Here is a 16,624-nt window from a genome sequence, read left to right as displayed (position 1 = left end):
CGGACGTTGACCGGATGACGACGACAGCGACACCTGTCCTGTGGGCGACAAGCCCGGGAGGCACGATTCATGAGTGAGCGAGCTCTTCGCGGCACGCGACTTGTGGTGACCAGCTACGAGACCGACCGCGGCATCGACCTGGCCCCGCGCCAGGCGGTGGAGTACGCATGCCAGAACGGACATCGATTCGAGATGCCGTTCTCGGTGGAGGCCGAGATTCCGTCGGAGTGGGAGTGCAAGGTATGTGGTGCACAAGCCCTCCTGGTGGATGGCGATGGGCCTGAGGAGAAGAAGGGCAAGCCCGCGCGTACGCACTGGGACATGCTCATGGAGCGGCGCACCCGCGAGGAGCTGGAGGAAGTGCTGGCCGAGCGGCTGGCCGTCCTGCGCTCCGGCACCATGAACATTGCCGTGCACCCGCGCGACAACAACAACAGTCGCAAGTCCGCCTGACAAACGGACGCGCGACCGCGTACGGGCCGGGGCCACTGCACCACGCAGTGGCCCCGGCCCGTTTTCGCACCTCGCCTGTTTTCGCACCTCGGCGACCCCGGGCCGGGGTGTGCGCGAGGTCACGCCCGGCCTGCGGAATCCTCCGCGCCGCCAGGACGCTGTACCCGTCGCGGGTGCCGGTGGGACAGTGTCCCCGGGCCTCACCATTCGCCCGTGGGGACGATCGTTCGGCTGAAGCCCCACGGAGCCTTTCGCCGAGAGGCGACCGCCATCGGCATCCGCACCTACCGACCGCCCCGGCCAGTACCCCCGACTGACCGGGGCTCTTCCGTACGGCGGAGTGCCCGGGACGAGCCCGGCCGCGTCACTACGGAGCGCCACACACCGTACGCGCCGCGTACGGCACCCCGTACCAAACCGCCTTCCCCTGCCGTCAGTTACCGCCCCTCAGCGCGGAAGCTGCGGGTCGTCGCGGCGCGGGGACGGCTGCTCGTCCTCGCGGATCACCTCTCCCTGCACGACCTTGCCGTCCTGCTGGTGCATACGGGCCTGCTGGAAGGCGTCCCCGAGCCCGCCCGGGGTGTAACGCACCTGGCGGGTCAGCAGGCGCTCAGCGCGGCGGTGGAGCAGCTTGCGGGTGGGCGGGAAGAGGCAGAGCAGCCCGGCGGCGTCGGAGAGCAGGCCGGGGAACATCAGCAGGAGCCCGCCGAGCATGGGCAGCGTGTTGCCGCTGCCGGAGGACTTCGGCTCCCCCTCCGCGGACGCGCCGGAGGCCGCCGGGCCGCCGCCCGGCTGCATGCTCCCGGTGAGGTTCTTCCAGGCCCGGCGGCCGGCCCGCTTGATCACGTAGCCGCCCGCGACCACGCCCGCGACCAGCAGCAGAAGCACCGTCAGCCCGCCCGCCGCGTCGGCGACAAGGGTGAGCAGCCATATCTCCAGCACCACCCAGGCGGCGACGCCCAAGGGGAGGAACCGGCGGGCGCGCGAACGCTGGGGAGGACGGGACCGGGGCGGCGGCGTGGCTGCGAACGTCATGTCTCAAGTGTGCCTGGCCCCGGCCGCCGCGCCCGCCCGCGGGTCCGCCTGCGGCAACCCGCGGGCCCGCCCCCGAGCGCCTCAGGCGCCGTCGAAGACGATCAGGCAGAACTCGTTGCCCTCGGGGTCGGCGAGCACCGTGGTCAGGCAGCCCGCGTCGTCGAACGGACCGCGCAGCACCCGGGCGCCGAGCGCCGTCACCCGGCTCAGCTCGGGCTCCATGGCCGGCACCCGCAGGTCGATGTGCATGCGGTTCTTGCCCTGCCTGGGCTCGGGCACCTCCTGGAGCAGCAGCTCGGGGTGGCGTCCTGCTGGATCGGTCAGTGCGGTGTACGGCGGTGTCGTCCGCGTGATCCGGTAGCCGAGGGCCCGGCTCCAGAACTCCGCGAGCGCCTTCCGGTCGGCGCAGTCCAGCACCACGACGATCTCCTTCGGCGCCGCTTCGGTCATCGCGCTCTCCTCCCGCTCGTGCTCCTGGCCGGGGGCCCGGTCGCGCCCCTGGTCGTACGCGTACTCCCGATCGCCGCGGAACGCATGCGCCCCCGGCCGTCGGGCACCCGTACCGGACACCCTTTCCCGTTTTCCCACGAGGAGGCCGAACACGATGGACAAGCGCAGCGAGACGCCGGAACAGGGCGGCAGCGCCGTCCCCCGTGACCTGCCGGACCAGCAGGCGGACCCGCAGGGCGCCCCGGACCCCTGGGAGGGCCGCAGCCCCGACGACGGGGACGACGCGGAGGAGCACACCGACGTCCCCGACACCGATGTCTCCGGTACGGGCCGCCGCGGCGCGCCGCACGCACGCGACGCGCAGTCCGACGAGCCGACCCCGGACGAGCCCGCCGACTGATGCGGCCCGCCCACCGCCCCCGCGGGCCCGGCCACCGTGCCCGCGGGGACGCGCCGTCCCCGCGGAACACCCGGCCCGGTCTACAGCTCCCGCAGCGCGGGCAGCAGCTTCTTGCCGGCCCAGTCGAAGAATTCCCGCTGGTGGTCGCCGCCGACCTGGACGACGGCGATCTCCTGGAAGCCGGCCTCCGCGTACGGGCGCACCGCCTCCACGAAGTCGTCCACGTTGTCGCCGCAGGGGATCGTCTCCGCCACGTCCTCCTGCCGTACGAACTGGGTGGCCCCGGCGAATCCGTCCGGGTCCGGCAGCTCGGAGTTGACCTTCCAGCCGCCGGCGAACCAGCGGAACTGGTCGTGGGCGCGCTTCACCGCGGCGTCCCGGTCGGGGTCGTAGCAGATGGGCAGCTGGCCGACGCGCGGCTTGCCCTTGCCGCCGTGCTTCTCGAAGGAGCTGATCAGCCCGCCCTTCGGCTCGGTCGCGATGACCAGGTCGGCGAGGCGGCCGGCGATCTCGCAGGACCGCTCCCCCGAGACGGCCACGCCGATCGGCGGAGCCTGGTCGGGCAGGTCCCAGAGCTTGGCGGCGTCCACCTCGAAGTGGTTGCCGTGGTAGGTGACCTTGCCGCCCTCGAACAGCGCCCGGATGATCTCCAGGGCCTCGGTGAGCATCTCGTGCCGGGTGTTCTTGCCCGGCCAGCCCTGCCCGACGACGTGCTCGTTCAGGTTCTCGCCCGCGCCCAGCCCGAGCCGGAAGCGGCCCTCGGAGAGCAGCTGCATCGTCGCGGCCTTCTGCGCGACGACCGCGGGGTGATAGCGCACGGTCGGGCAGGTCACATACGTCATCAGCGGGATGCGGGAGGTCGCCTGTGCCGCGGCGCCCAGGACGCTCCAGGCGTACGGGGCGTGGCCCTGGGAGGCCAGCCACGGCGCGTAGTGGTCGGAGGTCACCGAGAAGTCGAAGCCGGTTTCCTCGGCCCGGACGACGTGGTCGACAAGATCACGCGGGCCCGCTTGCTCAGTCATCATCGTGTAGCCGATTTGCACCATATGCCGCGAGTTTCCCGATCATGCGACCGCAAAACTCGGCCTCGCGACGATCACCGGCCGGGTCCGGGCACTCCGCCCGACCGGCCTAGCGCATGCGCTCGCGAACGGACCGCTGCCCTGCTTCCGGCCGCGACGGGCGGGGGCGCGACGGCCCCCGCCGCCCCGCTCAGCGTCCGCGGAGCTTGTTGACCCGGGAGCCGACACCCCAGCCGGTGACCCGCCACAGGGCCTCCACCACGATGTCCTTGCTCATCTTGCTGTCGCCGCGCTCGCGCTCGACGAAGGTGATGGGGACCTCCACGACGTGGAAGCCGCTCTCCACGGCGCGGCGGGCCAGGTCGACCTGGAAGCAGTAGCCCTGCGAGGCGACCTCCTCCAGGCCCAGCCCCTCCAGCGTCTCCTTGCGGAAGGCGCGGTAGCCGCCGGTGACGTCGCGCAGCGGCACGTCCAGCATGGCGCGGCAGTACGTGCTGCCGCCGCGGGAGAGGTACTCGCGGTGCTTGGGCCAGTTGACCACCCGGCCGCCGGGAACCCAGCGGGAGCCGAGCACGAGATCGGCGCCCTTGAGGGCGGTGAGCAGCCGCGGCAGCTCCTCGGGGCGGTGCGAGCCGTCCGCGTCCATCTCCACCAGAACACCGAAGCCGTGCTCGATGCCCCACTTGAAGCCCGCCAGGTAGGCGGCGCCGAGCCCTTCCTTGCCCTTGCGGTGCAGCACCCGGACATGGTCGTCCGCCGCTGCCAGCTCGTCGGCGATCTTGCCCGTGCCGTCCGGGCTGTTGTCGTCCGCGACGAGGATGTGCGCCTCCGGTACGGCGGACCGTACCCGCGAGACGATCGGCTTGATGTTCTCCGCCTCGTTGTACGTGGGAATGATCACCAAGGTGGTCCCGAGCGGACCGTACTTCCGCTGACCGCCGTCTGTCACTGCTGCCCCTTCTCGTCCTTGCCACGCCCGCGCCGGCCCACGACTGCCGCGGCGACGCAGGACAGAAGCCCCACGATAGCGAGCACCCACTCGGGAACGGCACCGACGCGGTCGGCCACGGTCTTTTCGTCACGCAGAGGGAGGCTCGCCTGCAGCACCCCTTGGGTGAACTCCGGGATCTTGTGGGTGACCGTACCGTCCGGGGCCACCACCGCGCTGATCCCGCTGGTGGCCGCCGTGACGACGGCACGGCCGTGTTCGACGGCGCGCAGCTTGGACATGGCCAGCTGCTGCTCCGGCTGTCCGGTGCGGCCGTAGGTGGCGTTGTTGGTCTGTACGACGAGCGCGCGGGCGCCCGCGTCCACCGTGTCGTGGACGATCTCGTCGTAGGCGACCTCGAAGCAGATGACGTCGCCGAGCCGGGCGGGACCGACGGCGAGCACCCCGGTGTGGTCACCGGGGTAGAAGTCGCGCGGCACCCGCTGGAACCGGGTGATGACCTTGCTGAGCTGCTCACGGAAGGGCACGTACTCGCCGAACGGCACCGGGTGCTGCTTCGCGTACGAGGCGCCGGGGCCCTTCACCGGGTCCCACACGATGCCCTGGTTGAAGACGTAGCCGGGCTTGTCCGGGTGGTCGACGAGGGCTCCGACGAGGACCGGCACCCCGATCGCCTTGACCGCCGCGTCGATGCGGTCGTACGCCTGCGGGTAGCGGAACGGGTCCAGGTCCGAGGCGTTCTCGGGCCAGATCACCAGGTCCGGCTTCTTCGCCTTGCCCGCCTTCACGTCGGCGGCCAGCTTCTCCGTCGCCGTGGCGTGGTTGTCCAGGATCTGCATCGGGCGGCCGAGGAAATCCATGCCGGGCCGCTGCACGTTGCCCTGGACGATGGCGATGTCGACGCGGTCGTCCGCGCCCGTGTGCACCGGCACCAGCAGCCCGGACACCGCCACCGCGGCGGCCAGGCCGACCGCCTCCACGGCGGGCAGCGCCGCCCGTACCGACCTTCCCTCCCCGCGCAGCCGCCACAGGACGACGGCCGCGGCGGCCAGCAGCGCGCCGCTGAGGGCGACGGCGAAGGTCACCAGCGGCGCGCCGCCCAGCGCCGCGAGCGGGGTGAAGGGCGAGCCGGTGTTGGCGAAGGCGAGCCGCCCCCACGGGAAACCGCCGAAGGGGACGCGGTCGCGCGCCCACTCCTCGGTGACCCACAGACAGGCGGCCCACAGCGGCCCGTACTTCAGGCGGGAGGTACGAGCGAGACCCGCGCCCAGTAGGGCCACGTACAGGGCCTGCACCAGAGCCAGCCCGAACACCGCGTCCCAGCCGACGACGTGCAGCCACTTCAGCAGCAGGAAGAAGAACGGCAGCCCGAAGGCGAAGCCGGTCCAGGCGCCCTGACGGGCCGTCCGGCCACGCGTCAGCAGACCGAGCGCCGCGACACCGACGAGGGACAGCGGCCACAGGTCGTACGGTGGGAAGGCCAGCGCGAGGGCCAGGCCGCTGAGGACGGCGAGTCCCGTCCTCGGCGCCTCGCGGCGCACCAGCGCCGCGAACCGGCGGCCGCGCCCGGGCCGCGCCGGCCCGTCGCTGTCGGAGCCCGATGGCACGGTCCCGGCCCTTCTTGCAGGTCGTGCGGTGGTGTCGGGCACGGTCGGCCTTCCTTGCAGGTCGTGCGGTGGTGTGCAGCAGACCGTACAACGGTGCCGTGGAATTGCGGACCGGGGGTGCGTGCGGGTATAAGCTCCGCCGCCACCTGTACGCGGCCGGAAGACGTGACGTGGGCGCGCGGCGCGGATGGGGGGCGCACCACCGTGCGCTACGGATCGGGGCCCGGCGCCCTTCGGGCCGACCTGGGACCCGCTGGCTGCGGGTCGACCGAAAGCCGTTGTCTACTGAGCTGCCGGGCCCCACCCGGGTCGCACCGTCCCCCTGGCTCTTGACGAGCAGGGAGGGACCCCCACCCGGCCGAAACCTTTCCGTCGTCCCCGTGCCGCAGGAGCTGGACCTGGCTCCCAGTGGCGGTGTGCCGGTGCGGCACCCCGTCCCATGGCCCAGTTGCGTTCGACGACCGCGCGGAGGTCTCCCGGTCTGACGTCCTGTGGTGGACCCGGCCGAACCTACCGGCCGCCGACCGTCTGCTGTCAACAGTTGCCCGGCCTGCGTGGTTTTCGCGTCGCCCCAGGCAGGCGCCCGCTCTCCCAGGTGGGGCGGGCGCCCGCGGGCGCGTTCCGACGCGGCACGCGCCCCCCGTAAGTCACTCGTTCGGCCGTCCGTACACCGTGCGACCGCCGACCACCGTCCACCGGCATACGGGCAGGTCCCGGCCGGGCGTGAGGTCGGGCAGGCCGGGGGTGCCGGAGCGGGGGTCGGTGGACCAGCGTTCGACGCGCTCGTCGGGGGCCTGGACGACGAGGTCGCCGGTGCGCCAGACCGCGTAGTCGGCGGGCGCGCCGGGCACCAGGACGCCCGCGTCGTCGCGGCCGATGGCGCGCCAGCCGCCGCGGGTGTGCGCGGTGAACGCGGCGCGCGCGGAGATGCCGTGCTCGCGGGTGCGGTGGAAGACCGCGGCGCGCAGGGTGCCCCACGGGTCCAGCGGGGTGACGGGGCTGTCGGAGCCGAGGGCGAGCGGCACGCCGGCGCGCAGCAGGGCGGCGTACGGGTTGAGGGTGCGAGCGCGTTCGGCGCCGAGGCGGGCGGCGTACATGCCGTCGTCACCGCCCCAGGCCGCGTCGAAGGCGGGCTGTACGGAGGCGGTCAGCGCGAATTCGGCGAACGCGGCGACGGTGGCCCCGGTGAGCATCTCGGCGTGCTCGACACGGTGCCGGGCGGCCCGGACACGGGCCAGGCCGACGCGGTCGGCGGCGGCCCGTACGCCGTCGGTGACGGCGGTCAGCGCGGCGTCGCCGATGGCGTGGAAGCCGGCCTGGAGCCCGGCCTCGGTGCAGGCGGCCACGTGCGCCGCGACGGCGTCGGCGTCCAAGTGGGCAGTTCCGGTGTGATCCGCGTCGGCGTACGGGGCGTGCAGGTGGGCGGTGTGCGAGCCGAGGGAGCCGTCGGCGAACAGGTCACCGGCCGCGCCGATGGCGCCGAGCGCCCTGATCCGGTCGGCGTCCTTTGCGTTGGCGACGGTTTCCGCCCAGTAGCCGACGACGCGCGGGCCGGGCTCGCGCGCGGCGCGGGCCAGCAGGGCGGTGAGGTCGTCCTCGCCGGAGATGTCGGGCCCGGCGCACTCGTGGAGGGTGCCGATGCCCCGGGAGGCCGCGTGCGCGAGGGTCGCGGCCTGGGCGGCGTCGCGCTGGGCGGGGGTGACGGTGGCGTGGGCGGCAGCCCGTACGGCGTGGTGCGCGGCGCCGGTCAGCGGTTGCTCGGCGTGGAATCCGGGCAGCTCGCGGATGCCGGGCACGAGGTCGAGGAGGGCGGTGGTGACGACCGCGGAGTGCACGTCGACCCGGGTCAGGTAGAGCGGCCGGCCGCCGGTGGCGGCGTCCAGTTCGGCGCGGGACGGCGGCCGGCCCTCGGGCCAGGCGGTGGCGTCCCAGCCGTGCCCCAGCAGGACCCGGTCCGCCGGGCGGGCCGCGGCGTGCTCCCGTACGCGGGCCAGCGCGTCGGGGAGCGTACGGGCTCCGGACAGGTCCAGACCGGTGAGCGCGAGGCCGGTGGCCGTGGTGTGCACATGTGCGTCCGTGAACGCCGGGGTGACGAGCGCGCCGTCGAGGTGGACGATCTCGTCCACGTCGTCGGCGAAGGAGTCGGCGGCGCCCTCCTCGCCGACCCAGGCGATGCTGTCGCCCTCGACCACCATGGCGGTGGCGAAGGGGTCGGCGGGGCTGTGCACCTCCCCGCCGCGCAGCAGGACGGTACGGGGCCGGGCCGGGTCGGGGGTGCGCTCACTCATAGCGGACAGTTTGGCCCCTGGGCGCGGCTGCTCCGCACGCGGGGTCGGGATCTTGCCGCGGGCGCGCCGGCGTACGGGAGCGGCGCGCGAGCGTACGGAAGTGGCGCGCGCCGCCTCCGTGCGCGCCAGGCCGCCCCCGCGCGCCGCGCCGCCTCAGATACGGGGCGGCCGGGCCTCGTACGGCGTGGACAGCACGACCGTGGTGCGCGTGGAGACCCCGGCCAGCGTGCGGATGCGGGTCAGCAGGTGCTCCAGCTCCAGGGGCGTGGCCACCCGCACCTTGAGGATGTAGTTCTCGTCGCCCGCGACGCTGTGGCACGCCTCCAGCTCGGGTACCTCGGCCAGGCGGTCGGCGATGTCGTCCGGCGCGCTGGGGTCGAAGGGTTTCACCGAGATGAAGGCGGTGAGCGGCAGCCCCACCGCCTCCGGGTCCACGATCGCGGCATAGCCGCGGATCACACCGCGCTGTTCCAGGCGGCGCACCCGCTGGTGCACCGCCGAGGTCGACAGGCCGGTGGCCTTGCCCAGGTCGGTGTAGCTCATCCGCCCGTCCTTGACGAGCAGCTCCACGATTTGTCGGTCCAGCTCCTCCACGCGATCAACCTACTGTGCTCGGGCGCATGTGCGCACCGTACGCCGGATCGTGGACGCTTCCGCGCCGGGCGTGTGACCAATGCCACACGCGTGACCCCGTATCCCTCAGGGCTCGGCGATTATGCGCGGGGCATGGGGGGAATTGCTGCTGTTGGCCGGAGCCGCCCGTCACAGGAAGCCGGCGGCCCGCACGGCCCACCCGAGGGGGAACAACATCATGCGACGTCAGAAGACCGATTCCGCGCCGCTCAGCAACGACGTCCAGGAGGGCGACAGTCTCGTCCTCGCCGTCGAGGACGAGCTCGACGACTCCTTCGAGACCATGGAGATCTTCCGGGTGACGTGCCCGGACTGCGCCCAGCCGATCGCGCTGCTCGCGGACGAGGACACGCTCCCCGAGCACGCGCTGTGCCCGACCCCGTGGAATCCCTTCTGCCTGACGGTGTGCGAGGGCTCCGGACGGCCGGTGGCCGACGCGCCCGCGACGGACGACTCGCTCCGGGCCCAGGAGCGGGACACCGCGGTGCTGCTCACCCTCCCGGAGGGCCTGGACTGGCGGCGGCAGCCGTTCTCGCACGTGGGCGGCCCGGGTACGCGTCCGACGCGGGTACCGCGGATGCGCCGGCCCTGAACCCCGGTGGCGCCAGGGCGTTCCTTCCGGACCATCCCGGCGCCGTCGCCCGGCCGTTCACCCGGAGCGCCCACCGGCGACGCCCTTCACCAGTAGCGGCCCTCGATCATCGCCTCCAGCGCGGCCCGATGCATGATCAGTGCGTCCGGGTCGGCCGGCGCGGGCATCTCGCCGAAGTGGACCTGCCGGTAGGCCACGCGCAGCATGACGACGGCGTGCCGCAGGGCCGCGTAGAGGGTGTGGAAGTCCATGGAGCGCGGCGTGTGGCCGGTGAGCCGGGCGTAGCGTTCCTCGACACGGTCGCGGCGCAGGAGGTCGGGCAGGCCCCGCTGCCCGCCGCTCATCGCCAGGTCCTGGAAGAACCGGTGCAGGTAGATCATCCAGCCGAGGTCGAGTTCGCGCGGCCCGGGGACGGCCATTTCCCAGTCCAGTACGGCCGCGGGCCTGAAGCCGTCGTAGACGATGTTGCCGATCCGGGCGTCGCCCCAGGTCAGCACGGTGCCGTCGGGGTCATCGGCGATGCCGTGGGGATCGTGGGGGCCGTCGGTCCCCGGCGGCCAGTGGTCCGCCAGCCAGGCGAAGCCGCGCTCGATCAGCGGTGACGGCTCGCGCCCCGCGACGACCCAGGCGTAGTACGCCCGTTGGGCCGCCACATGGCGCCGCAGCGCGCCTCCGTGGCCGGGCAGGTCGAGGAACCCCGTCTTCTCCGTGGGCACTTGGTCGTGGATCCGGGCGATGACCGAGACCGTGTCCGCCTCCAGCGCCGCGCGCTCCGCGTCGGTCGCGGCGTACAGCCAGCTCCCTTCGTACGTGTACGGCATGATGTCCGGCGGTACGCGGCCCTCCGCGCGCTCCATCACGAAGAACGGCGCGCCGAGCGGCGCCGGGTCCTCTTCGAGCCAGAGGGTGCGCGGCACCGGCACGTCCGTGTGTTCGGCGACCAGGCGCATCGTCCGGTACTGCCGGGCCATGTCATAGGTGGGGAATACCGTGTAAGCGGCGGGGTCGGCGGCGAGGCGCAGCGCGCAGGAGCGGACGGGCGGACGGGGGTGGTCGATGTCGAAGAGCAGGGTTTCGCTGGACATGCCGTTGGTGGCGGGGACGGTCGCGGCGACCGCCCGCGCACCGGGCAGGCGGGCGCTCAGCCAGGCGGACAGGCGCCGGGTGAGTTCCTCGGGGTCGCGGGTGGTGGTGCGGGGCCGGGGTGTGCTGCTCATGGCCGGTCCTCGCGCGGCTGCGGGCCGGCCGGCCGGGCCGGTGCCGGGTCGTCGTGGCCGGTGAAGCCGCTGAAGTCGTGGCGGCCGAAGCTGCCGTGCTCGAAGATTCCGTGGCCGGTGCGGCCGTCGAGGGTGAAGCGGGCCGCGTGGTCGGTGACGCCGTAGGCGGCGAGCGGGTGGGCGGCGGGGTCGCCGAGGTCGTAGGTGCGGCGGTCGGTCCAGCCGCGTCCGCGCCAGGTGCCGTGCTGCCAGTCGTCGGCGGGCGGGTAGCCCGCGCCGACGGCCAGGGGTGAGGAGGTGAGGATCTCGGCGGCGAGTTCGAGGGGCTTGCGGGCCGGGTCGGTGAGGTGCAGCACGGCCCGCTCGGGCTGCCGGGTGCCCGCCCGGTAGGTGATGTCGGCGTAGGGCCAGCCGAGTTGGACGTCGGGAGCGCCGTTGCGTACGAGCAGCGCCTCGTTGAGCGTACGGTGCCCGTCGGCGTCCTCCTGGACGATGACCATCATGAAGCGGTCGTCGAAGCGGACCGGGCACCAGATCCAGTGGAAGCCCTCGGGCCGTGCCTCCTCGGCGGCGCGCCCGCCGTCCTCGCCGGGGATCGGCCGCACCCCCCAGCTGCGGTCGCGGGTGCCGGTCCACTCCCCTGCCGTGACGGCCAGTTCCTCGCCGGCGGCCCGTACGGTGCCGGTGCAGGTGCCTGCCTGGACGAAGCGGCGTCCCTCCAGGGTGAGCCGCCCGCCGCGGTACTGCGTGTGGTGCGGTTCCCAGACGGCGGGGAAGTCCGCACGCCATTCGATGTCGTAGGAGAGGCCGCCGGGGTCGGCCGGGTCGGCGGCGCAGCGCAGCCGGAGCCGTTCCAGGGGCCGGTCGACGGTGATGGACAGCGGGCCGACGGCGAGCGCGAGGCGGTCGTCGCCCAGCGCGTCGGAGGCGCGTACGGCGTGCAGGCGGTCACCGAGCCGGAGGGTGGCATAGGCATCGATGACACCGGTGTTGGGGTAGACGCCGAGGCCGGCGATGAGCAGTGCGCGGCCGGTGTGGTCCATGACGTGGAAGATGCAGCGGTCGTAGGCGTTGCGGTCGCCGGTGGCGACGTGCCGCATGGACAGCGGCACTTGGTGGATCGGATATTCGTCGAGCGCGATCGGGCGGTCGGTCACGGGACACCTCCTGGGCGCGCGGGCGGCGACGGTCCGATGGCTACGGCGCGCGCGGACCCGCCGCCGTACGGCCGTTTCCACGAACGGATTTGACGGTACGTCAGGTATACGCGCGGGACCATAGCCGTACCCGCCCGGGGTCGGGAAGAACTCCGGCCGCACCCGGCACCACTCCCCCGGCCACCGCCGTGCGCGCGCACGGCGGCCCGGCTCCGCCGTACGGCGTACACGGCACCGTAGAGTGGGGCGCGAAGGTCATCACGGACGCCGGCGACGCGGCGGCGACGGAACGAGGGGGACACCATGACGACGGCAAGCTCCGTACCGGACCCGAGCGGCCTGCACTGTCTGCGCTGCGGCCTGGAGGTCAGGGGCTTCGCCGGCTGCCCCCGGTGCGCGGCGGACGGGATCGGCGTCAACGCGATGCCGCCGCTCGCCGACCTGGACGGCCTGGAACTGGCCGGTTACCCGGGCGGCCCGTGGGGCTGGCCGGAGACGCTGCCGGTCAGCGGCCCGCCGGTGACGCTCGGCGAGGGCGGCACACCGAACGTACGGCTGCGCACCGATCCGGCCGCGCTCGGCGACGGGCGCGCGCCCGAGTGCGGCAGCGAGTTGTGGGTCAAGTACGAGGGCGGCAATCCGACCGGCTCGCACAAGGACCGGGCGATGGCGGTGGGCGTGGCCGCGGCGGCCGAGACCGGCGCCGACACGGTGTGCGCCGCGTCGTCCGGCAACGCGGGCGCGGCGGCGGCCGCCTACGCGGGCCGGGCCGGGCTGCGGTGCGTGGTCTTCACCACCGGGAGCGTGCCGCCGGCGCTGGCCGCGCAGATCGATCTGCTGGGCGCCGAGCTGGTGCGGTGCGAGGGCGGCTTCCTGGAGCGGAACGCCGCGATGGCGCGCGCCGTCGCGGAACACGGCTGGTACCCCCTGACCAGCTACTCCGCGCCGTCGCCGGGCGGCAACCCGTACGCCAACGAGGGCTACAAGTCGGTCGCGTACGAGCTGGCGCGGGACTTCGCGGGGCGGCGGATCGGCGCGGTGGTCGTGCCGACCAGCCGCGCGGACCTGCTGTCCGGGATCGAGCGCGGCTTCCGCGAGCTGGCGGCGGCCGGTCTGGTCTCCGCGGCGCCGCGGATGATCGCCGCCGAACCCGCCGGGGCGGCCCCCTTCACCGCCGCGCTGCGCCACGCCGACCGTGCGGCCCAGGAGCGTACGCAGGTGGAGAATCGCCCCACCGCCGCCTTCTCGCTCGGCGAGAACAGCCCGTGCTGGCAGGGGCTGGACGCGCTGTGGCGGTCCGGCGGTACGGCCGTCGCGGTGGCGGAGAAGGAGTTCCTGGCCGAACAGCAGCGCCTCGCCCAGCAGGGCCTGCTGCTGGAGGCGTCGTCCGCCGTCGCGGTGTCCGTGGCCCGCCGCATGCTGCGCGAGCGGCCGGAGCTGGTCGTGGCGATCGGTACGGCGACGGGGATGAAGGGGCTCGGCCCGGCGACGGTCTGAGCTGCGGCGGCGGACGGCGTCCCGTCCGCCGCCCCGGTGCCCGTCAGCGGGACTCCGGTCCCGCCAGGTGACGCGCGATGACCATGCGCTGGATCTGGTTGGTGCCCTCGACGATCTGCAGGACCTTGGCCTCGCGCATGTAGCGCTCGGCCGGGAAGTCGAGGGTGTAGCCGTACCCGCCGAGGAGCTGCACGGCGTCGGTGGTGACCTGCATCGCGGTGTCGGTGCAGAACAGTTTGGCCATCGCCGCCTCCTTGGAGAACGACTGGCCCGCGTCCCGGAGACGGGCGGCGGTCAGGTACAGCGAGCGGCCCGCCTCGATCTGGGTCGCCATGTCGGCGATCATGAAGCGCAGTCCCTGGAAGTCGGCGATCGGGCGGCCGAACTGCTGCCGGGAGGCGGTGTACGCCAGCGCCTCGTCCAAGGCGGCCTGGGCGATGCCGATCGCGCAGGCGGCGATGCCGAGACGGCCCGAGTCCAGGGCGGACAGGGCGATGGCGAAGCCCTGGCCCTCCTCCCCGATCCGGCGGGCGTCGGGCACCCGTACGCCGTCGAAGTGCAGCTGGGCCGTGGGCGAGCCCTTCATGCCCATCTTGCGCTCGGGCGCCGCGGCGGTCAGGCCCTCCGCGTCGCCGGGCACCAGGAAGGCCGTGATGCCGCGGGGCCCCTTGTCTCCCGTACGGGCGAGCACGGTGTAGAAGTCCGCGACGCCGCCGTGGGTGATCCACGCCTTGGTGCCGTCCAGCGTCCAGACGTCCCCGTCCCGGACCGCGCGGGTGGTCAGCGAGGCGGCGTCGGAACCGGAGGAAGGCTCCGAGAGGCAGTAGGCGCCGAGCAGGCCGCCGCCGAGCATGGCGGGCAGGTGAGTGGCGCGCTGCTCCTTCGTGCCGAAAGCGGCCGTCGCGTGGCAGGCGAGGGTGTGCACGCTGACGCCGAGGCCCACGGTCAGCCGGGCCGCCGCCAGCTCCTCCAGCACCTGGAGGTAGACCTCGTAGGGCTGGTCGCCGCCGCCGAACTCCTCGCTGTACGGGAGGGAGAGCAGTCCGGACTCGGAGAGCAGCGTGAAAACCTGCCGGGGGAAGCGTCCCGCTTCCTCCTGCTCGGCGGCGGTCGGCTTGATCTCACGCTCGACGAGATCCCGCACCAGCGTCAGCAGATCGCGGGCCTCCTCCGTGGGCAGCCTGCGGTCCACCGGCCGGGGGCCGTACTCGGTCATGCGGCGCTCTCCTCCCTGTCGGGCGCTGCGGCGGCACGCGCCAGGGTTGAGGCGGCGCCGCCGGTTGATCACACAGTGCTCAGCAGATGATCGCGCACCGGGTCGCGGAAGGCGGTGACCTGCAGCTGTGGCGCTAGGAGTATGCCCGATCGACAGCGCTACGTCACGGGTTGACCTGCAAGCTCTTCGGAGGCTCACACCGGGCTTCATCGCCACCGGCACCGGACGCCCGGCCTCCGGCCTTCCGCTCCCCCGTACCCGCACCCCACCTGACACAACACCCGGGCCGTCGCGCCGACGGGAAGCTGAACAGGACGGGAAATTGGTCCAAACCATTGACCACACTGGTCTAGTCCTTCTACCTTCTCCCGCAACGCTCAACGCGTCCATGCCCATTCGGAACGCGTTGTCCGCTGCTCCACCTCGACCCCCCTCCGAGGAGACGACATGCCCAGACCGCTCCGTACGCGATCGCCGCGCCGGATGATCGCCGCCACCACCGCGCTGTGTACCGCGGCCCTGGCCGGCACCCTGTTCGCCGGCACGGCCGCCGCGGACCCCGCCGCCTCCGCCACCCCCACGGCCGCTTCCGCACCGGCCGGCGCCCAGGCCGCGGCCGGCAACAAGGTGGTCGGCTACTTCACCAACTGGGGCGTCTACGACCGCAATTACCACGTCAAGAACATCCAGACATCCGGCTCGGCCGACAAACTCACCCACATCAACTACGCCTTCGGCAACGTCCAGGGCGGCAAGTGCGCCATCGGCGACGCCTACGCCGACTACGACAAGGCCTACACCGCGGACCAGAGCGTCGACGGCAAGGCCGACACCTGGGACGCGGGCGCGCTGCGCGGCAACTTCAACCAGCTGCGCAAGCTCAAGAAGCTGCACCCGAACCTGAAGGTCATCTGGTCCTTCGGCGGCTGGACCTGGTCGGGCGGCTTCGCCGAGGCCGCCAAGAACCCGAACGCGTTCGCACAGTCCTGCCTGGACCTGGTCCAGGACAAGCGCTGGGCCGACGTCTTCGACGGCATCGACATCGACTGGGAGTACCCCAACGCCTGCGGCCTGACCTGCGACACCAGCGGCCGCGAAGCGCTCACCAACGTCCTCAAGGCGCTGCGCGGCAAGTTCGGCGGCAAGCTGGTGACGGCGGCCATCGCGGCCGACGCGTCGGCCGGCGGCAAACTGGACGCCGCCGACTACAAGGGCGCCTCCCAGTACGTCGACTGGTACAACCCGATGACGTACGACTACTTCGGCGCCTGGGACGCCAAGGGCCCGACCGCCCCGCACTCCCCGCTCACCTCGTACAACGGCATCCCGAAGGCCGGCTACAACACCGCCGACACCATCAAGAAGCTCAAGGGCATGGGCATCCCCGCCAACAAGCTCCTCCTCGGCATCGGCTTCTACGGCCGCGGCTGGCAGGGCGTGACCCAGAACGCCCCCGGCGGCACCGCGACGGGCGCCGCACCCGGCAAGTACGAGGCCGGCATCGAGGACTACAAGCTCCTCAAGACCCGCTGCCCCGCAACGGGCAAGGTAGGCGGCACGGCCTACGCCAAGTGCGGCAACCAGTGGTGGAGCTACGACACCCCGGAGACCATCGGCTCCAAGATGACGTACAAGAACCAGCAGGGGCTGGGCGGGACGTTCTTTTGGGAGCTGAGTGGTGATACGGCTGGTGGTGAGCTGATCAAGGCGATCAAGTAGCGGCTCTGCGGGCGTTACGGCGCTGCTCCGGCCGGTTCGGGCTGCGCGGCCTGTCCGTCACCGTTCGCGGGGCGGACAGGCCGCAGCACTTCAGAAGATGCCAGGTCACGGCGATACGGCAGCAGCGTACGCGCGCTCGCCGACGAAGCCCGGCCCGTACTTCGCGGGCCGGGCTTCGTCGGCGTACACCTGCACACGCACAGCAATTTCTCGCAGCTTCCGGCACCTACCGGTAGAAGTTCGCAGAGGTCTGCCGTGCCGCGTCCGTGTTTTCCAATACCTGTGGGGCACCGCATGGAGCTTCCACAAGGGCGGCGATTCCGCCGTCGAGGACCGGGTCGCCGCCCTGGCGCTGGAAAACCGTCACTATTGCGAGCGCATGTCTGCAT

At 72.8% G+C, this 16,624-nt stretch carries 15 protein-coding genes; 5 read left to right on the top strand and 10 right to left on the bottom strand.

What is annotated here, in order from left to right:
* The first annotated feature begins 69 nt into the window (after positions 1-69).
* A complete protein-coding gene (locus IH45_RS0116035) occupies positions 70-453 on the top strand; it encodes an RNA polymerase-binding protein RbpA (protein WP_003984999.1) in 384 nt (127 codons plus the stop codon).
* Between the two features lie 447 nt (positions 454-900).
* Here the strand turns inward: IH45_RS0116035 and fxsA are convergent, their stop codons facing one another.
* Positions 901-1,488, bottom strand: coding sequence for an FxsA family membrane protein (gene fxsA / locus IH45_RS0116030; RefSeq protein ID WP_030667643.1), 588 nt, complete (start codon positions 1,486-1,488; stop codon positions 901-903).
* Between the two features lie 81 nt (positions 1,489-1,569).
* Positions 1,570-1,938, bottom strand: coding sequence for a VOC family protein (locus IH45_RS0116025; RefSeq protein WP_030667640.1), 369 nt, complete (start codon positions 1,936-1,938; stop codon positions 1,570-1,572).
* A 154-nt stretch (positions 1,939-2,092) separates the two neighbouring features.
* Here IH45_RS0116025 and IH45_RS0116020 point away from each other — a divergent pair, with 154 nt between their 5' ends.
* Entirely contained in the window at positions 2,093-2,338 is a 246-nt protein-coding gene (locus tag IH45_RS0116020) for a hypothetical protein (RefSeq protein WP_030667635.1), read from the top strand.
* 80 nt (positions 2,339-2,418) lie between these two features.
* Here IH45_RS0116020 and IH45_RS0116015 read toward each other — a convergent pair whose 3' ends face one another.
* From IH45_RS0116015 to IH45_RS0115995, 5 genes are all read right to left on the bottom strand, one after another.
* Positions 2,419-3,384, bottom strand: coding sequence for an LLM class F420-dependent oxidoreductase (locus IH45_RS0116015; protein WP_030667632.1), 966 nt, complete (start codon positions 3,382-3,384; stop codon positions 2,419-2,421).
* A 166-nt stretch (positions 3,385-3,550) separates the two neighbouring features.
* Entirely contained in the window at positions 3,551-4,309 is a 759-nt protein-coding gene (locus IH45_RS0116010; protein WP_030667628.1) for a polyprenol monophosphomannose synthase, read from the bottom strand.
* A complete protein-coding gene (gene lnt / locus IH45_RS0116005; protein WP_032917557.1) occupies positions 4,306-5,916 on the bottom strand; it encodes an apolipoprotein N-acyltransferase in 1,611 nt (536 codons plus the stop codon). Before lnt ends, IH45_RS0116010 begins: the two co-directional genes overlap by 4 nt.
* Positions 5,917-6,563: 647 nt before the next feature.
* Positions 6,564-8,204, bottom strand: coding sequence for an amidohydrolase (locus IH45_RS0116000; RefSeq protein ID WP_030667622.1), 1,641 nt, complete (start codon positions 8,202-8,204; stop codon positions 6,564-6,566).
* Between the two features lie 153 nt (positions 8,205-8,357).
* Positions 8,358-8,798, bottom strand: coding sequence for an Lrp/AsnC family transcriptional regulator (locus tag IH45_RS0115995; protein ID WP_003984197.1), 441 nt, complete (start codon positions 8,796-8,798; stop codon positions 8,358-8,360).
* Positions 8,799-9,015: 217 nt separating this feature from the next.
* Here IH45_RS0115995 and IH45_RS0115990 point away from each other — a divergent pair, with 217 nt between their 5' ends.
* Positions 9,016-9,429: a hypothetical protein gene (locus IH45_RS0115990; RefSeq protein WP_030667619.1), complete on the top strand. Its 414-nt coding sequence runs from the start codon at positions 9,016-9,018 to the stop codon at positions 9,427-9,429.
* Between the two features lie 86 nt (positions 9,430-9,515).
* On the opposite strand, the gene IH45_RS0115985 is transcribed toward IH45_RS0115990, so the two are convergent.
* A complete protein-coding gene (locus IH45_RS0115985) occupies positions 9,516-10,646 on the bottom strand; it encodes a phosphotransferase family protein (RefSeq protein ID WP_030667616.1) in 1,131 nt (376 codons plus the stop codon).
* Positions 10,643-11,803 (bottom strand): Rv3169 family protein, encoded by a 1,161-nt coding sequence (locus tag IH45_RS0115980; RefSeq protein ID WP_030667613.1) that lies wholly within the window; start codon positions 11,801-11,803, stop codon positions 10,643-10,645. Before IH45_RS0115980 ends, IH45_RS0115985 begins: the two co-directional genes overlap by 4 nt.
* A 303-nt stretch (positions 11,804-12,106) precedes the next feature.
* Here IH45_RS0115980 and IH45_RS0115975 point away from each other — a divergent pair, with 303 nt between their 5' ends.
* On the top strand, positions 12,107-13,300 hold the full coding sequence (locus tag IH45_RS0115975; RefSeq protein ID WP_030667611.1) for a pyridoxal-phosphate dependent enzyme: 1,194 nt from the start codon (positions 12,107-12,109) through the stop codon (positions 13,298-13,300).
* A 43-nt stretch (positions 13,301-13,343) separates the two neighbouring features.
* Here IH45_RS0115975 and IH45_RS0115970 read toward each other — a convergent pair whose 3' ends face one another.
* Positions 13,344-14,516, bottom strand: a complete 1,173-nt coding sequence (locus IH45_RS0115970) for an acyl-CoA dehydrogenase family protein (protein WP_030667609.1) — start codon at positions 14,514-14,516, stop codon at positions 13,344-13,346.
* A gap of 447 nt (positions 14,517-14,963) precedes the next feature.
* Here IH45_RS0115970 and IH45_RS0115965 point away from each other — a divergent pair, with 447 nt between their 5' ends.
* Positions 14,964-16,235, top strand: a complete 1,272-nt coding sequence (locus IH45_RS0115965) for a glycoside hydrolase family 18 protein (RefSeq protein WP_030667607.1) — start codon at positions 14,964-14,966, stop codon at positions 16,233-16,235.
* Positions 16,236-16,624: the final 389 nt, after the last annotated feature.

Source organism: Streptomyces rimosus subsp. rimosus (assembly GCF_000720725.1).
Lineage (GTDB): Bacteria > Actinomycetota > Actinomycetes > Streptomycetales > Streptomycetaceae > Streptomyces > Streptomyces rimosus_A.
This window is presented reverse-complemented; position numbering and strand designations above follow the sequence as displayed.